The following is a 14,893-nucleotide window of genomic DNA, read 5'->3' on the forward strand; positions in this document are numbered from 1 at the left end:
GTCCATGGGCCAGATCGTCGGCGCGGCCGTCGTTTCGCACCATCCCGGCCTGGTGCAGCCCAAAGAGATCCGGGTCCAGCGCGGCAACGGCCGCGATTCCGACCTGATCGAGGGCTTCGACCGCGTGCGTGCGAAGATCGACGCGGTGAAGCCCGATACGTTCGTTCTGTTCGACACGCACTGGCTCACCACGTCGCTGCATCTCGTGGCGGGCGCCGCGCACTACAAGGGCACCTATACGTCGGACGAGCTGCCGTTCTCGATGACGCGCTTTCCCTATGACCATGCCGGCGCGCCCGCGCTGGCGGCCGAAGTCGAGAAGGTGGCGCAGGAGAAGAAGGTCGCCGCGCGCAACGTCGTCGAGGAAACGCTGCCGCTGCATTATCCGACCCTGAACGTGATCCACTATCTCGGGCGCGGCGAGAAGGTGCTGAGCGTCGGCACCTGCCAGACCGCGAAGCTGAAGCACTTTCTGCAGATGGGTGAGGTCGTCGGCGAGGCGATACGGCGCTCGGATGCAAGGGTCGTGCTGCTGGCCTCGGGCGCGATGAGCCACAAATTCTACGACCTCGACCATGTGCCGCCCAATCCGCGCGCCTGGCATCCCGACAATGTGTCGGAGCCGAAGAACCGCGCGCTCGACAGGGAGGTGCTGGAGCTCTGGAAGCAGGGCCGGCATGACACGGTGCTCGACCGGTTCCCGGAGCTGGAAGCGGCGAAATACGAAGGTCACGGCGCGCACTACGCGCAGATGATGGGGGCGCTGGGCGGCGGGAATTGCCGCGCCCGCGGCACGCAGCTCTCGGAATACGAGAACGCGGCCGGCACCGGCAATGTTCATGTCTGGTTCGATCTTCAGTAGGGGAGTTGTTGAGATGAGCGTACTCGAGGGACCGCGCAGGGAAATCCGTCACGTCATGAAGGACGGCAGCGCCTATTGGGTCGAATTCAAGGACGGCAAAATCGTCTTTGCCGACGGCCGCACCGCCGACGAGAAGGACGTCGTGCACCTGCCGCCGTGCAACCCGACCAAGATCCTGTGCGTCCATGTGAACTACATTTCGCGCTACTACGAGTTCAACAACACGCACGTGCCGCCCAAGACGCCGACCTACTTCCAGAAGCCGCTGACGGCGCTCAACGCGCACAAGGGTGAGCTGGTGAAGCCCAAGGGCTACAAGTACGTGAACTACGAGGGCGAGATGGCCGTCGTCTTCTCCAAGGTCACGAAGAACGTGAGCCGGGAAGAGGCCTGGGCCTGCATCGCGGGCTTCGCACCGGCCAACGATTTTGGCTGCCACGATTTCCGCGACACCGATGCAGGCTCGATGCTGCGGGTGAAGGGCATGGACGGATTCTGCCCGATCGGCCCCGGCCTCGTGTCGGGCGTCGACGTGCGCCAGTCGACCTTGCGCAGCTACAAGAACGGCAAGATGGTGCAGGAGGGTGCGGTCAGCGAGCAGATCTTCGATTGCGGCTACCTGATCGCCGATCTGGCGCGCCACATCACCTTCCTGCCGGGCGACATCCTGCTGACGGGCACGCCCGCCAACTCGCGCCCGCTCGAAGCCGGCGACACGATCGACATCGAGGTCACGGGTGTCGGCCGCCTGTCCAACACGGTCGTCGAGACGCCGGCGCCGCGCGCAGCCGAAGGCTTCCCGCCCAGCCCCGACAGCGAGGGCGTGCGCAAGGTGGCGCTCGGTAACGAGGAGCGCCTGCCGGACAAGTTCAAGACGAAGTAGGCAGCAGCCTCAGGGGCTGGCGTGACCCAGGAAGCGGTCCGGCGGCCGGTCGCCCCATTGCGACTGGAAGCCTTCCTCGGCGCTGAGCAGGTTGCCGCCATTGGCCGCGTTCAAGCGGTCAGTGTCGGCCCACCTCTCGTGCACGCGGCCCCACGGATCGCACCAGTAGTCGTAGACCTGGCTGCCCAGCAGGTGGCGACCGATGCCCCACATATGGTCGTACTTGCCCAGCCGCTTGATGTACTCGTGATCCTGGAAGACACAGTCGATGTCCTGCACCTCATAGGAGACGTGGTTCAGCCCGGCCCTGGTGTTGTGATTGCAGAAGAAGACGTGGTGATCGACGTAGGCGTCCCCGCGATCGAGCCGGTTGAACGAGCCGATGATGTTGTCCGCGGTCCCGACATAGACGTCGTCGGAACGGATCATGCCCAGCGTCTCGCGGAACCACGCGACGGTCTCGGTCACCTTCGGCGACGAAAGCACGCCATGGCCGATGCGCTGGATCGATGTGGGCGACTTGCCGAGCCGCATCACGCGCCCGACCCGGCGGCCGGGCTCGCGGGCCGTATTGTGCTCGTCGCGCGCGACCTTGATCGGCTCGACGCGCTTCTGCCCGGCCACGACTTCGATCTGGTAGCCGTTGGGCTCGGTAAGGCGCACGCGCTTGCCGCCGCCGGGCTCGTCCAAGGCCTCGATGCCGGAAGCGCCCGGCAGCTTGGCGAGGCGCTTCAGGTCGTCCTCGTCGGCGGCGTGGTAGGCGAAGCCGATGAACTTCGTACCGCCTTTGTGTGTGACATGAAGATGATGGTGATCGTCGGTGCCGCGCATATAGAGCGCGTCGGGCGTTCGCTCGGCACGGACCAGACCGAAATGGGTGAGGAACTCCTCCATCTGATCGAGGTCGGGAGCTTCCATCCGGGGCCAGGCGAATTCCGCAGCCTTGATGACGGCCATTGTTTCCTCCGCGTTTTGCAGGAACGCTAGACCTGCCGTCCGATCTTGAAAAGGAGAGAAACGATGTCCAAGCCACCGGCCCAGAACCCGCGCGACGCGCTCCGGTCTTTCGCCCCCAAGTTGATCGAGCTCACCGACAATGTCGTGTTCGGCGATGTCTGGGAGCGTCCGGGCCTGTCCAAGCGAGACCGTAGCCTCATAACGTGTGCAGCCTTGGTCGCGATGAATCGTACCGAGCAGCAGACAGGACACTTCGCCCGTGCCATCAACAACGGGGTTACGAAGGACGAGCTGATCGAGCTCATCACGCACCTCGCATTCTATTCCGGCTGGCCGACCGCGATGTCTGCCGCCAACGTCGCCAAGAAAGTGCTCGAAGAGGGAGAGAAGAAGTGAAGCTTTGCTATTTCAATGACTACCGCCTGGGCGTCATCAAGGGCGACCAGGTCGTCGACGTGACCGATGCCGTGAAGGACATCCCGCATCGCGACTCGCGGGACCTGATCATCGGCCTGATCGCCCAGTGGGACAGCTACAAGGCCAAGGTCGAGAAGGCCGCGGCCGACGGCAAGGGCGTGCCCGTGTCCGGCGTGAAGCTGCGTCCGCCGGTGCCGAAGCCCGGCAACATCGTCTGCATGGCGGTGAACTACATGGAAGACGGCACCCTGCCGGAGAAGCCGGCCATCAACGCCTTCCACAAGGCCGCGACCGCAGTGATCGGCGACGGCGACACGATGCTGCTGCCCGACGCGCCGGCCTCGATCTTCGAGGGCGAGGCGGAGATGGCGCTGATCATCGGCAAGCGCGCCACACGCGCCACGCAGGCCGATGCCTTCAAGCATATCTTCGGTTACACCTGCTTCATCGACGGCTCGGCCCGCGGCCTGCCGCCGCCGGGCAACGTGTTCTTCCAGATGAAGTCGCGCGACACCTTCGCGCCGATCGGCCCCTGCATCGTCACCGCCGACGAGATCGCCGATCCGCAGAACCTCAACATCACGCTGACCAACAACGGCACGGTGATGCAGAAGTTCAACACCTCCGACATGGCGCACCACATCCCGCGCATCATCGAATGGGTGAGTTCGATTCACACCTTGGAGCCCGGCGACATCGTCGCCACCGGCACCAACCATCGCGGTCTCAACTCGTTCATGGACGGGGACAAGATCGAACTGACGGTCGAGAAGATCGGCACCTTGAAGTTCAGCGTGAAGGACGAGCTGAAGCGCACCTGGGCCCGCACCACGCGTCTGCAGCACAAGGAGAAGGGCGGCGAGGGCCCGCACACGCCGCAGCTCACGGGCAAGTACGCGAAGTAGCTCCGCTCTTTCACCTCCCTCGTCCTGCGGGGGAGGTGAAACGAAGGATCCCTCGCTGCGTTCGGGATGACACTGCTTTCTGAATCGGCGCACTGCGCAAGTTCCAGCAGTGGTGTCATCCCGAACGCAGTGAGGGATCCTTACTCATATGCCTTGTGACCACGAAAAAGGGCGCCGCGGTTTCCCGCGACGCCCCTTCGAGACAGCAGGCTGCTACCTGCTTAGTGGGTGAGAGCGGCTTGGCCGTTGCCTGCCTGGACGGGGATCGCGCGGGGCTTCTTCTCCTCCGGGATCTCACGCTGCAGCTCGATCGTCAGCAGGCCGTTGGCGAGCTTCGCACCCGTGACCTTCACATGGTCGGCGAGCTGGAAGCGGCGCTCGAAGTTGCGGCCGGCGATGCCACGATAGAGATACTGCTTCTCGTCCTGGCCCTGGGTCGGCGCGGCCTGGCCGGTGACCAGGAGCTCGTTCTCCTTCTGGGTCAGGTTCAGCTCGGCTTCGCTGAAGCCCGCAACCGCCATCACGATCCGGTAGGCGTTATCGCCGGCCTTCTCGATGTTGTACGGGGGGTAGCCGTTGGCGCCGGACTGGCTGGACACCGAGTCGAGCAGGTCGAAGACGCGGTCGAAACCGACGGTGGCGCGATAGAACGGCGAATAGTCGACAGTACGCATGTTGATCATCCTCTCCTGAGCGATGTTGGATGTCCCCGCCCCGGATGGGCGCGGGGAACGAGGGTGATTTGGGGAGGGAAGAGGCCGCTTCAAGGGCGATAAAAATTTCCTTCTCGGGCCCTTGAACGGCAGGATTTGCTCACTTCCGGAAAACCTTCGGAAATTCAACCCATGGCTAATGTGGGAAATATCGCCAGATCAAAGGCGGTAACCGCATGTCCAAATTCCTTCCCAAATCCGAAGCTGCCTGGTGGGTCCTGTCGATCTCGCAGGCCGCCGGCATGCTGGCGCTCAACATCGTTTTGCGGGTGGCCGTATCGTGAAACACCTGCCGCTCTTCTTCGACCTCGCTGGCCGCAAGGTCGTCGTGGTGGGCGAGGGGCCCAAGGCCGACCTTCGCGTCCAGCTGGCGGCCTCGGCCGGCGCTGACGTCCACCGGCTGACCGGCGCCGCTGTCACGGCCGAGGATTTCCGCGGCGCCGTTGCCGCCTTCGTGGCCACTTCCGCCGAGGAGTCCGACATCGCCATCCATCGGCAGGCCAAGGCTGCCGGCGTTCCCGTCAACGTGGCCGACCGGCCGGCCCTCTGCGACTTCATCATGCCCGCCATCGTCGATCGCGACGGCGTCGTCGTGGCGATCTCGACCGGGGGCGCGTCGCCGACCCTGGCGACGGTCCTGCGCGGGCGCATCGAGGCGGCCTTGCCGCAGCGGCTGGGCGTCCTCGCCCGGCTGGCGGCCACCTTCCGCACCCAGGTCAATGCGCTGATAGCCGAGCCGGCCCGCCGCCGCGCCTTCTTCCGCCGCCTGGTCGAAGGGCCGGCGGCACGTCTCGCCCTTGCCGGCGACGAAGCCGGTGCGCGTCGTGTCGTGCTGGGCGACCTCGATGCGGCGCGGCGCCACAAGGCGCCGGCCGGCATCGCCCACATCGTGGGCGCCGGGCCAGGCGATCCCGACCTGCTGACCCTGAAGGCTGCGCAGTTGCTGCAGGAGGCCGACGTCATCCTCCACGACGATCTCGTGCCGCGAGAAGTGCTGACCCGCGCGCGCCGCGACGCGGAGGTCGTCTCCGTGGGCAAGCGCAAGGGCCGTCCGAGCTGGGCGCAGGCCGATATCGATGCCGAGCTGATGCGCCGCGTACGCGCCGGCCAGACCGTCGTGCGCCTGAAGGCGGGCGACCCGTTCGTGTTCGGCCGCGGTGGCGAGGAGGTCGATGCGCTGCGCGCCGCGGGTCTCGCCTACACGGTGGTGCCGGGCATCACCGCCGCCCTCGGCTGCGCGGCGTCGACCGGCATCCCGCTCACGCATCGCGACCACGCTTCGGCCGTGACCTTCGTCACCGGCCACAGTGCCGTGGGCGGCAAGCAGGCCGCGTGGCCAGCGCTTGCCACGCAGGGGCATACGCTTGCGATCTACATGGGCGCCACGGAAGCGCCGTCGGTCCGCGACCAGCTGCTGGCCGCCGGCGCGGCGCCCACGACGCCGGTTGCCGTGATCGAGAACGGTACGCGGCCGGACCAGAAAGTCCTTACCGGCCAGTTGGCCGACCTGGCAAGGCTCGCCGCCGGGCGAGCCCAGGGCGGCGCCGGTCCCAGCCTGATCATCGTGGGTGACGTCGCGGCCTATGCCGCCGCTTCGGAGAACCTGCCCCTCGCAAAGGTGTCCTGATGGCAAAGAATCTAAGCGGCGACCTGCAAGTCGCCTCGGCGAACCGGCTGGTCGACGGCATGGTGGTCTGGCTCGATGAGGCCGGGCAGTGGACCAATCGGCTGGAGCATGCGGCGATCGCGCGCGACAAGCGCAACGCGGAGATCCTGCTGGAGCGTGCCCGGGTCGAGGCCTTCAGCGTGGTCGATCCTTTCCTGGTGGCAGTGACCGAGGACGATGACGGCACGATCGAGCCGCTGTCCTTGCGCGAGAAGATCCGCGCCTCGGGCCTCACCTTCGATGCCATTGCGGCCGATGCGGTGCGTTATGCCTGATACCCATTTCTACCGGTACGACGACTACGACCGCACGCTCGTCTCCGAGCGGGTCGACCAGTTCCGCGACCAGGTGCGCCGCCGGCTGGCGGGCGAGCTGACCGAGGAGCAGTTCAAGCCGCTGCGCCTGCACAATGGCCTCTACCTGCAGCTCCATGCCTACATGCTGCGCATCGCCATTCCCTACGGCACGCTGTCGTCGCGCCAGCTGCGCAAGCTGGCCGACATTTCGCGCAAGTACGATCGCGGTTACGGCCACTTCACGACGCGCCAGAACCTGCAGCTCAACTGGATCAAGCTAGAGGATGCACCGGACGCGCTGGCTGCGCTGGCCGAAGTCGACATGCATGCCATGCAGACCTCGGGCAACTGCATCCGCAACGTGACGGCCGACCACTATGCCGGTGCGGCGATCGACGAGATCGAGGATCCGCGTATCTGGGCCGAGATCGTGCGCCAGTGGTCGACGCTGCACCCCGAATTCACCTTCCTGCCGCGCAAGTTCAAGATCGCCATCACCGGCTCGCCCAACGATCGCGCCGCCGTGCGCGTGCACGATATCGGGCTGCGCCTGTGGCGCAACGAGCAGGGCGAGGTCGGCTTCGAGGTCATCGTGGGCGGCGGCCTCGGCCGCACGCCGATGATCGGCAAGACGCTGCGCGAGTTCCTGCCGAAGGACGAGCTGCTCGCCTATCTCGAATCGACCTTGCGCGTCTACAATCGCTACGGCCGGCGCGACAATCTCTACAAGGCCCGCATCAAGATTCTGGTGCACGAGGTCGGCGCGGAGAAGATGCGTGAGGAGGTCGAGGCCGAATATGCCGCGAACCGCGACGGCGCGCTCAAGCTGCCGGCCGGGACCATCGAGGCGATCGCCCGCCAGTTCGCGCCGCCGGATCTGCTGCCGCGTCCGACCGTGTCAAGCCTCGTCGAGGCGCAGCGTCTCAGCGATCCGGACTTTGCGCTGTGGCTCAAGTCCAACGTCGCGCCACATCGCGTGCCGGGCTACGCCATTGTGACGGCCTCGTTGAAGCCGGCCGGCGCGCCACCGGGCGATGCCAGCGCCGTCCAGATGGAAGGCGTCGCCGACATCGCCGAGGCCTACAGCCAGGCCGAGCTGCGGGTCAGCCACGAGCAGAACCTGATCTTCCCGCATGTCGCGGTCGAGGACCTGCCACAGGTCTATCGCGCGCTACAGACGCTGGGCTTTGCCGAAGCCAATGTCGGCAAGATCACCGACATCATCGCCTGCCCGGGCCTCGATTATTGCGCGCTGGCCAATGCGCGTTCGATCCCGGTGGCGCAGCGCATCTCGAATCACTTCGCGAGCCTGGCGCAGCAGCACGATATCGGTGACCTGAAGATCAAGATCTCGGGCTGCATCAACGCCTGCGGCCATCACCACGTCGGCCATATCGGCATCCTCGGCGTCGATAAGAACGGCGTCGAGCTTTACCAGATCAGCCTCGGTGGCGACGTCGACTTCGGCAAGACGTCGATCGGCGCGATTCTCGGGCCGGCGGTGACAGCAGACAAGGTAGTCGAGGTGGTCGATGACCTGGTCTCCACCTATCTCGACGCCCGCCAGGACGGTGAGCGCTTCGTCGATACCTACCGGCGCATCGGCGCCCAGCCTTTCAAGGAGAGAGTCTATGGCGCTGTATAGCGAAGCGGGGCTCCCCGCATCCTACGTCGCTCTGCCGTTCACCGAGTGGCAGCTGCGTCCCGAATGGCCGGCGGTGTCGCTGGCCAACACCGATCCGGTCGAGGATCTCGCCCCTCATGTCGGTCGCCTGCGCCTGATCGTGCTGGAGTTTCCCAAGTTCAGCGACGGCCGCGCCTACAGCCAGGCGCGCCTGCTGCGCGGCCGCATGGGCTATCGCGGCGAGCTGCGCGCCACCGGCGGCGTGCTGCAGGACCAGGTGGCGTTCATGCTCCGTTGCGGGTTCGATTCGTTCGAGAGCGAGCAGAAAGGGTTCGGCGAGGCGCTCGCCAAGGCCCGGACCTTGTTCAGCGTGGTCTATCAGCCGGCAGAGGACGACCAGGTGCCGGCCTCGCTGCGCCGGCTCGAGCACGGCAACGTCGCGGCGTCCTGATCAGAGATCGCTGCCCTCCGGCTGGCTGTCGAGCCACTTGAGGGCTTCCTCGGCGGTATCGAATATCTGGGCCTCGCCGGTGAACTTGCCGAGGTTGACGTAGCGCTTGGCGAGCTCCGCGCCGAGGCCGGGCCGGGGAATCAAGGCGAGGGGGCCGCGCTTGGCCAGGCTCGCATAGGCCGCAGCCCGTGCGGCGAGAGCCATGACGTCCTGGTCATTGTAGGTCCCGTCGCCCTGGCTGCCATCGAACAGCTTGCGATAGGTGAGGGCGTTCTGCGCCACGACCGCGTCGGTGAAATCCTCGATATCCTTCAGCGCAATCACGCCCAGGACGCGGGCGTGGATGAAGCGCTTTTCGTGATCGATCGTGTACTCGATGGGCATGGGCAGACTTTAAGCAAACCCCGCGACGGCCGTCGAGCCGCTTGGCGGTCCCGGAAACCCCGGATAGGCTCCTCCCATAGCCGGGGATACACCGGCGGGAGGAAGCGACATGATCAAGGGAGCAACGGCCGCCGTGCTGGCGCTCGCGCTGGTTTGGTGCGCGCTCGCGATGCCGGCCTCGGCACAAATCTTCGTGAACATCCGCTCGCAGGACGCGCCCAAGTACGATCCGCACAACAATACGTCGAGCGGCATGGGACACCCCATGTTCATGATGGGCGACACGCTGGTCGCGCTCGACTGGGACCTGAAGAAGGTCCATCCCCTGCTGGCCAAGTCGTGGACGATTTCCGACGACCGGCTCACCTATACGTTCGCGTTGCGGGATGATGTCACCTTCTGCAGCGGCAAGAAGTTCACTGCAGATGACGTGATCTACTCCTTCACCCGGCTGGCCGATCCCTCGGCTCGCTGGCCGTTCCATTGGCGGCTGGGCGAGATCGACAGCCTGACCGCGCCCGATCCCCATACGCTCGTCTACAAGCTCAAGCGGCCGCATTCCGAGCTGCTGGTCGATCTCGCGAACTTCGCCGCGACCATCATCAACAAGGAGAATGTCGAGTCGCTCGGCGCCGATTTCGGCGTCAAGGGTTTCGACGGTACCGGGCCGCTGTGCTGGGAAAGCTGGCAGCCGCGCAAGGAACTCGTGCTGAAGCGCCACGATGCCTACAGATGGGGGCCGACCGGCGTCTACGCCAACAAGGGGCCGGTGAAGTACGAGAAGATGATCTGGCGCATTGTGCCGGAGGAGACGACGCGCATTGCCACGATGCTCTCGGGCCAAGCCGACTTCTGCCACTGGAACCCGCTGCAGGCGATCGAGAGCTTCAAGAAGGCGCCCAACCTCGCCGTCTACGAGCCGACCGCCGACTTCGCGATGTTCTACTGGGGCCTGAAGAGCACGCGCGAGAACCTGCAGGACAAGCGGGTGCGCCAGGCGCTCGCTCATCTGGTCGACAGAGAGGAGATCAACAAGGCGATCTTCTTCGGTCAGGCCGAGACGGCGCGGTCGCTGGTCCATCCCAAGGCGCTCGACTTCGAGCCGGCGACGCTCGACATGCTGACCAAGCGCGATCCGGAAAAGTCGAAGAGGCTGCTCGACGAGGCGGGCTGGAAGATGGGTCCGGACGGCTTCCGTCACAAGGACGGCAAGAATCTCGAACTGCTGATGTACTCCTACACGGTCGGGCAGAATCCGAAACTCTCAGAGGTGCTCCAGGGCGCCGCGCGCACGGTCGGGATCGACATCAAGATCCAGACCTGGGATCCGACGGTCTTCTTCCAGAAGATCGCCCAGCAGGATTACGACATCTGGACCCTGTCGGTGCCGTACACCTCGGCGGGCGACCAGATGTATCTCTATTACCATTCCAGGAACCGGCCGGTGCCCAACCGCATGATGTGGAACGATGCCGAGACCGACCGCATCCTCGAGGCCGGGCGTACGGCGACCAGCGACGCGGACCGCGAGAAGTTCTTCAAGGAGATCCAGCGCCGGATGCACGACGAGGCGCTGATGATCCCGGCGGCGCATTCCAGGCTCTTCCTGGTTGCGAAGAAGAGCATCAAGAACGTGCGCTCGCACGGCATCTACAGTGCTGCGCTCTACAAGGGGCTGGACGTGCAGCCCTGAGTTCGGGATCGTGGGCGCATGACCACGATCTACGGCATCAAGAACTGCGACACGATGAAGAAGGCGCGCGCCTTTCTGGACAAGAAGGGCGTCGCCTACGATTTCCACGACTACAAGACGGCCGGCATCGATCGCGGCCGCCTCGAAGGCTGGGCCCGCAAGGTCGGCTGGGAGGTCCTGCTGAACCGCGCCGGCACGACCTTCCGCAAGCTGCCCGACAAGGACAAGGAAGGCCTGACCGAGAGCAAGGCGATCGCGCTGATGATCGCCCAGCCCTCGATGATCAAGCGGCCGGTGCTCGAAGCCGGCGGCAAACTGCTGGTCGGCTTCAAGCCCGACCAGTACGAGACGCTGGTCTAAAGCGGCCTCATTGGAGCGCGCAACTCCAGTTGCGCTCAAGCTTGGTGGATCCGCAAGATATGAGCGCAACTGGAGTTGCGCGCTCCCTTGATAAGTTCATCCCGCTCTAAGCCGCCTTCGCCGGGCGCACCGTCTTGCACGCCAGTGCGATGCACTCAACATGGCGGTGGTTGGTGCCGCAGCAGCCGCCCAGCACGTTGATCTGCGGGTGAGCCTGCACGAGGTCGCGGTACTGGCCGCCGAGTTCGATCGGATCGCCTGCGTCGAGATCGGGCGAGTCGTTCAGCTCCTGGTGGCTGCGGCGCGACGCGTTGGCGCGCAGCCCGCGGACCCGCTGCATCCAGCCCTGGCCCGGTTCCATCACGTCCTGGAAGTGCGTGGGATGGGCGCAGTTGATCATGTAGTAGGCCGGGCCGTTCGCGGTCGCCGCGTCGACGGCCGCGATCGCCTCGTTCAGCGTCTGGCCGGTGGGCAGGCGACCGTCGGTCTCCACCGTGAATGACAGCGCCACCGGCATGCCGGCGTTCTGCGCAGCGCGTGCGATGCCGATCGCCTCGCTGGTGTTGGTCATGGTGACGGCGGTCACCATGTCGGCGCCGGCCGCGGCGAAGGCATCGACCTGCAAGGCGTGATAGGCCTCGGCCTCGCCCTCGGACATGACCTCGCCCGCCACGTAGCCGTCGCCGCGCGGGCCGATGCAGCCGCTCACCACCATCGGCGAAGCCGGCGTCTCGTAAGCCTCGCGCAGGTCATGCATCAGGCCGATCGCGTCGGCATTGACCGCAGCGATGTCGGCGGCCGAGTAGCCGAGCCTGGCGCCCCAGTCGGCGCTCGCCCGCCAGGTCGGGCTCTCGAGGACGAAGCCCATGCCGTTCGTGCGCGCGATGTCGATGTAGCGCTCGTAGTAGCGGACCAGGAACTGCCGGCCCGTGACGTCGCGCATCAGGGGGAAGGCCGCGAAGAGGGGCAGGTCCAGCCCGTCCTGGAAGATCAGGCAGGTCTCGATGCCGCCGTCGGTCAGGAACAGGGTGCCGTCACCCTGGGGCAGGCCGCGACGATACTTGGCTGTCGTCTTCATCGTTCACTCCGTAGGACGCCATCATGGCGCCGAGCGGCAAAATATGGGAAGGGGGCCCGGTTGTAATTGACCGGGCGGCCGCATCTCTTGACTGGCCGTCGGTTCCACTCCGGGGAGGGCCGGCGTGATTGATCCCTTGTCGCAAGTCCTGGGTTCGGTACGGCTGACCGGCGGCGTGTTCCTGGAGGCGCGCTTCACCGCGCCCTGGTGCACCACCGCCCATATCACGCCCGCTGACATCCGCGCCTTCATCGACACCCCCGGCCAGATCATCGCCTATCACTTCGTGATCGACGGCCGGCTGCAGTGCGCCTGTCCCGGTGAGCCGCCGATGGAGGTGGCGGCCGGTGAGGTCGTGCTCCTGCCGCGCAACGATGCCCACACTCTCTCCAGCGCCCCGGGCCTCACTCCCGTCAAAGCCGGCGCGCTGGTCCAGCCGGGCGGGACGAACGGGCTCTGGCAGATCGACCATGGCGGCGGTGGCGAGCCCACGCGCATCGTCTGTGGCTACCTGGCCACCGAGCAGGTTCACAATCCGCTGATCGCGACCTTGCCGCGGCTGTTGAAGCTAGACATCCGCAACGGCGCCTCCCGGGACTGGGTCGAGGCTTCGGTCCGGTTCGCCGCCCGGGAGCTGGCGGCGGGCAAGTACGCCTCCTCGACCGTGATGTCGCGCCTGTCGGAGCTGCTGTTCGTGGAAGCGGTGCGCGACTATGCGACGGGGCTGGAGGGCGAGAGGGCCGGCTGGCTGGGCGGTCTCCGGGATCCCCAGATCGGGCGTGCCCTGGCGCTGCTGCATGGCAGCGTCGAGGCCGACTGGACGGCGGAGCGGCTCGCCGGCGAAGTCTCCATGTCGCGCAGCGCCTTCAACGATCGCTTCACGTCCCTGGTGGGCATGCCGCCGATTCGCTACCTCACGCACTGGCGCCTGCAGCTCGCCAAGGAAAAGCTGCGCGGCGGCCGGCAGAACATTGCCCAGATCGCCCATTCCGTCGGCTACGACTCGGAGGTCGCCTTCAATCGCGCGTTCAAGCGCGAATTCGGCGAGCCACCGGCCCGGTGGCGTGAACTGCAGGGGAATTCGTAAGAATTCCGTTGTTTTTCAATTGGATACAAGACCCAATTGACATACTGCGAGAAATCGCGAAAGATCAGCCCATAAGGCCCTAAACGGCCAAGAAAAATTGATTTTTGATGACTGCTTTTGCAGTTCCCCTCTTTATTCGAGGTCCGAAAATGAAAACCGCTGTGACTCTCCTTGTCCTGCCCCTCGCTCTGTCGGTTTCCGCCTGCGGCGACACTTGGGGTGAGCGCGCCGTGACCGGTGGCGGAATCGGCGCCGGCACCGGTCTTGCGATCGGGGCGATTGCCGGCTGGCCGCTGGTGGCGCCCGTGCTGGTCGGCACGGCGGTCGGCGCCGGCATCGGCGCGGCCACCACGCCGAAGAAGTAGCGCTATCCCAGCAGAAGCTTGAGCTTGCGCTCGAAGACGCGGAGAACGTCTTCGAGCGTATCGCCGTGCGCCAGCTTGCGCGGTCCGTTGTAGACCATATAGCTGCTGCCGCTGCCGCCGCCCGGCACCTTGGCGATGGCGAACAGTGGCTGTTCGGCGGTGTGGCGGAAGATCGAGAAGATCGCCATGCCGGGCAGGAAGTCGATGGCGTAGTCGCGCCATTCACCGGATGCCACACGCATGCTGTAGAGACCGAGAAGCCGCGACAGTTCCCGTTTGTCGAACGAGACGATTCGGCGCCGGGCCCGTTGATCGGCCAAACGGTACAGGTTGGTCATGCCACCGCGACTTCGAACATGTCAGTGATGTGAATTCTTGCAGAACCGCAGGTGGGGGTAAAGCGTCCTGCAACCCCCATTCGGTTGTTTGCCAAAGCTGGGGTGGGGGGCTATGAACCGCCGCTGAAGCTGTTGATATTCCGCGATATTCCGGGAGCACTACGTGTCCGACTCCGCCGCGTTTCATGAGATCGACGAGGCCGTCCGCAAGGACGAGATGAAGGAGTGGTGGAGCCGTTATGGCACCTGGGTGGTGGCCGGCGCCGTGATTCTGATCGTTGCCGTCACCGGATTTGTGGGATGGCGCCAGTACGATCAGGCCCAGCGCGCCGCCGCGAGCGCCGCCTATTCGGCGGCGCTGGCCCAGATCGCGACCGATCCGGCGGCGGCGCGTGCCGAGCTGGAGAAGCAGGCAGCCAACGCCCTGCAACCCTATCGTTCTCTCGCATCGCTTGCCGCCGCGCAGCTTCGCCCGACGCTGGAGGAGCAGGTGACGGCGCTGGCTGCCGTGGCGCCCGGCCTGTCGGCGAGCGAACTCAGCGACCTTGCTCTTGTGATCGCTGCCTACAAGAGCATCGACACGCCGAAGGCCGAGGAGATGGTCGCCAGGCTCGAGCCGCTTGCGGCTCCCGGTCGTCCGTTCCGGCTGAGCGTGCGCGAGCTGCAGGCGATGCTGGCCGTGCGCAAGGGTGATACCAAGAAGGCGAAGGAATTGTGGAACGAGATCGCCAAGGATCCGGCTGTGCCGCAGGGCGCCTCGCAGCGCGTCACGGCAATGCTCAATCTCTACGGCGGCGCGGAGGCGAAGTAGTCC

At 65.6% G+C, this 14,893-nt stretch carries 18 protein-coding genes; 13 read left to right on the forward strand and 5 right to left on the reverse strand.

From position 1 onward, the window contains the following. Positions 1-4: 4 nt before the first annotated feature. Together AC1ROX_RS17050 and AC1ROX_RS17055 are read left to right on the forward strand one after the other, a co-directional pair. A complete protein-coding gene (locus tag AC1ROX_RS17050; protein ID WP_493127219.1) occupies positions 5-862 on the forward strand; it encodes a DODA-type extradiol aromatic ring-opening family dioxygenase in 858 nt (285 codons plus the stop codon). A gap of 13 nt (positions 863-875) precedes the next feature. Continuing rightward, positions 876-1,745: a fumarylacetoacetate hydrolase family protein gene (locus AC1ROX_RS17055; RefSeq protein WP_493127221.1), complete on the forward strand. Its 870-nt coding sequence runs from the start codon at positions 876-878 to the stop codon at positions 1,743-1,745. Positions 1,746-1,754: 9 nt separating this feature from the next. On the opposite strand, the gene AC1ROX_RS17060 is transcribed toward AC1ROX_RS17055, so the two are convergent. Then, entirely contained in the window at positions 1,755-2,702 is a 948-nt protein-coding gene (locus tag AC1ROX_RS17060) for a VOC family protein (RefSeq protein ID WP_493127223.1), read from the reverse strand. Positions 2,703-2,765: 63 nt separating this feature from the next. Here AC1ROX_RS17060 and AC1ROX_RS17065 point away from each other — a divergent pair, with 63 nt between their 5' ends. After that, positions 2,766-3,098 (forward strand): carboxymuconolactone decarboxylase family protein, encoded by a 333-nt coding sequence (locus AC1ROX_RS17065; protein ID WP_493127225.1) that lies wholly within the window; start codon positions 2,766-2,768, stop codon positions 3,096-3,098. Continuing rightward, positions 3,095-4,024 carry a fumarylacetoacetate hydrolase family protein gene (locus AC1ROX_RS17070; RefSeq protein ID WP_493127227.1) on the forward strand — a complete coding sequence of 310 codons (930 nt, stop codon included), beginning with the start codon at positions 3,095-3,097 and terminating at the stop codon, positions 4,022-4,024. The genes AC1ROX_RS17065 and AC1ROX_RS17070 overlap by 4 nt, the downstream gene beginning before the upstream one ends. Positions 4,025-4,245: 221 nt before the next feature. On the opposite strand, the gene AC1ROX_RS17075 is transcribed toward AC1ROX_RS17070, so the two are convergent. Beyond that, positions 4,246-4,698 (reverse strand): Hsp20 family protein, encoded by a 453-nt coding sequence (locus tag AC1ROX_RS17075; RefSeq protein WP_493127230.1) that lies wholly within the window; start codon positions 4,696-4,698, stop codon positions 4,246-4,248. Positions 4,699-5,017: 319 nt separating this feature from the next. Here AC1ROX_RS17075 and cysG point away from each other — a divergent pair, with 319 nt between their 5' ends. From cysG to AC1ROX_RS17095, 4 genes are read left to right on the forward strand one after another with little or no spacing between them, the layout of a single operon-like run. Beyond that, entirely contained in the window at positions 5,018-6,364 is a 1,347-nt protein-coding gene (cysG, locus tag AC1ROX_RS17080; RefSeq protein WP_493127233.1) for a siroheme synthase CysG, read from the forward strand. Next, the gene (locus tag AC1ROX_RS17085) at positions 6,364-6,678 is read left to right on the forward strand and encodes a DUF2849 domain-containing protein (protein WP_493127235.1); all 315 of its coding nucleotides are present in this window, start codon (positions 6,364-6,366) and stop codon (positions 6,676-6,678) included. Before cysG ends, AC1ROX_RS17085 begins: the two co-directional genes overlap by 1 nt. Beyond that, positions 6,671-8,344: a nitrite/sulfite reductase gene (locus tag AC1ROX_RS17090; RefSeq protein WP_493127237.1), complete on the forward strand. Its 1,674-nt coding sequence runs from the start codon at positions 6,671-6,673 to the stop codon at positions 8,342-8,344. The genes AC1ROX_RS17085 and AC1ROX_RS17090 overlap by 8 nt, the downstream gene beginning before the upstream one ends. Continuing rightward, positions 8,331-8,774 (forward strand): DUF934 domain-containing protein, encoded by a 444-nt coding sequence (locus AC1ROX_RS17095; protein WP_493127239.1) that lies wholly within the window; start codon positions 8,331-8,333, stop codon positions 8,772-8,774. The genes AC1ROX_RS17090 and AC1ROX_RS17095 overlap by 14 nt, the downstream gene beginning before the upstream one ends. On the opposite strand, the gene AC1ROX_RS17100 is transcribed toward AC1ROX_RS17095, so the two are convergent. Beyond that, a complete protein-coding gene (locus AC1ROX_RS17100; protein ID WP_493127241.1) occupies positions 8,775-9,158 on the reverse strand; it encodes a hypothetical protein in 384 nt (127 codons plus the stop codon). 109 nt (positions 9,159-9,267) lie between these two features. Between AC1ROX_RS17100 and AC1ROX_RS17105 the strand changes: the two genes are divergently transcribed. Together AC1ROX_RS17105 and AC1ROX_RS17110 are read left to right on the forward strand one after the other, a co-directional pair. Beyond that, positions 9,268-10,851: an ABC transporter substrate-binding protein gene (locus AC1ROX_RS17105; RefSeq protein ID WP_493127243.1), complete on the forward strand. Its 1,584-nt coding sequence runs from the start codon at positions 9,268-9,270 to the stop codon at positions 10,849-10,851. A gap of 18 nt (positions 10,852-10,869) precedes the next feature. Continuing rightward, on the forward strand, positions 10,870-11,211 hold the full coding sequence (locus AC1ROX_RS17110; protein WP_493127245.1) for an ArsC family reductase: 342 nt from the start codon (positions 10,870-10,872) through the stop codon (positions 11,209-11,211). 106 nt (positions 11,212-11,317) lie between these two features. On the opposite strand, the gene AC1ROX_RS17115 is transcribed toward AC1ROX_RS17110, so the two are convergent. Continuing rightward, the gene (locus tag AC1ROX_RS17115) at positions 11,318-12,289 is read right to left on the reverse strand and encodes a homocysteine S-methyltransferase family protein (protein WP_493127247.1); all 972 of its coding nucleotides are present in this window, start codon (positions 12,287-12,289) and stop codon (positions 11,318-11,320) included. A 124-nt stretch (positions 12,290-12,413) separates the two neighbouring features. Between AC1ROX_RS17115 and AC1ROX_RS17120 the strand changes: the two genes are divergently transcribed. Next, positions 12,414-13,376 carry an AraC family transcriptional regulator gene (locus AC1ROX_RS17120; protein ID WP_493127249.1) on the forward strand — a complete coding sequence of 321 codons (963 nt, stop codon included), beginning with the start codon at positions 12,414-12,416 and terminating at the stop codon, positions 13,374-13,376. A gap of 149 nt (positions 13,377-13,525) precedes the next feature. After that, positions 13,526-13,741 (forward strand): YMGG-like glycine zipper-containing protein, encoded by a 216-nt coding sequence (locus AC1ROX_RS17125; protein WP_493127251.1) that lies wholly within the window; start codon positions 13,526-13,528, stop codon positions 13,739-13,741. A gap of 2 nt (positions 13,742-13,743) precedes the next feature. On the opposite strand, the gene AC1ROX_RS17130 is transcribed toward AC1ROX_RS17125, so the two are convergent. After that, the gene (locus AC1ROX_RS17130; RefSeq protein ID WP_493127253.1) at positions 13,744-14,079 is read right to left on the reverse strand and encodes a DUF2794 domain-containing protein; all 336 of its coding nucleotides are present in this window, start codon (positions 14,077-14,079) and stop codon (positions 13,744-13,746) included. A gap of 163 nt (positions 14,080-14,242) precedes the next feature. Between AC1ROX_RS17130 and AC1ROX_RS17135 the strand changes: the two genes are divergently transcribed. Continuing rightward, positions 14,243-14,890 carry a tetratricopeptide repeat protein gene (locus AC1ROX_RS17135; RefSeq protein ID WP_493127255.1) on the forward strand — a complete coding sequence of 216 codons (648 nt, stop codon included), beginning with the start codon at positions 14,243-14,245 and terminating at the stop codon, positions 14,888-14,890. Positions 14,891-14,893 lie beyond the last annotated feature (3 nt).

Source organism: Reyranella sp. GW821-FHT14A01, assembly GCF_058803965.1.

What these genes read in the sequence shown, in the direction of transcription:
- AC1ROX_RS17130 (WP_493127253.1), bottom strand. Translation starts at nt 14,079, where the DNA reads ATGACCAACCTGTACCGTTTGGCCGATCAACGGGCCCGGCGCCGAATC.
- AC1ROX_RS17105 (WP_493127243.1), top strand. Translation starts at nt 9,268, where the DNA reads ATGATCAAGGGAGCAACGGCCGCCGTGCTGGCGCTCGCGCTGGTTTGG.
- AC1ROX_RS17055 (WP_493127221.1), top strand. Translation starts at nt 876, where the DNA reads ATGAGCGTACTCGAGGGACCGCGCAGGGAAATCCGTCACGTCATGAAG.
- AC1ROX_RS17110 (WP_493127245.1), top strand. Translation starts at nt 10,870, where the DNA reads ATGACCACGATCTACGGCATCAAGAACTGCGACACGATGAAGAAGGCG.
- AC1ROX_RS17095 (WP_493127239.1), top strand. Translation starts at nt 8,331, where the DNA reads ATGGCGCTGTATAGCGAAGCGGGGCTCCCCGCATCCTACGTCGCTCTG.
- AC1ROX_RS17085 (WP_493127235.1), top strand. Translation starts at nt 6,364, where the DNA reads ATGGCAAAGAATCTAAGCGGCGACCTGCAAGTCGCCTCGGCGAACCGG.
- AC1ROX_RS17065 (WP_493127225.1), top strand. Translation starts at nt 2,766, where the DNA reads ATGTCCAAGCCACCGGCCCAGAACCCGCGCGACGCGCTCCGGTCTTTC.
- AC1ROX_RS17075 (WP_493127230.1), bottom strand. Translation starts at nt 4,698, where the DNA reads ATGCGTACTGTCGACTATTCGCCGTTCTATCGCGCCACCGTCGGTTTC.
- AC1ROX_RS17050 (WP_493127219.1), top strand. Translation starts at nt 5, where the DNA reads ATGGGCCAGATCGTCGGCGCGGCCGTCGTTTCGCACCATCCCGGCCTG.
- AC1ROX_RS17060 (WP_493127223.1), bottom strand. Translation starts at nt 2,702, where the DNA reads ATGGCCGTCATCAAGGCTGCGGAATTCGCCTGGCCCCGGATGGAAGCT.
- AC1ROX_RS17125 (WP_493127251.1), top strand. Translation starts at nt 13,526, where the DNA reads ATGAAAACCGCTGTGACTCTCCTTGTCCTGCCCCTCGCTCTGTCGGTT.
- AC1ROX_RS17115 (WP_493127247.1), bottom strand. Translation starts at nt 12,289, where the DNA reads ATGAAGACGACAGCCAAGTATCGTCGCGGCCTGCCCCAGGGTGACGGC.
- AC1ROX_RS17100 (WP_493127241.1), bottom strand. Translation starts at nt 9,158, where the DNA reads ATGCCCATCGAGTACACGATCGATCACGAAAAGCGCTTCATCCACGCC.
- AC1ROX_RS17090 (WP_493127237.1), top strand. Translation starts at nt 6,671, where the DNA reads ATGCCTGATACCCATTTCTACCGGTACGACGACTACGACCGCACGCTC.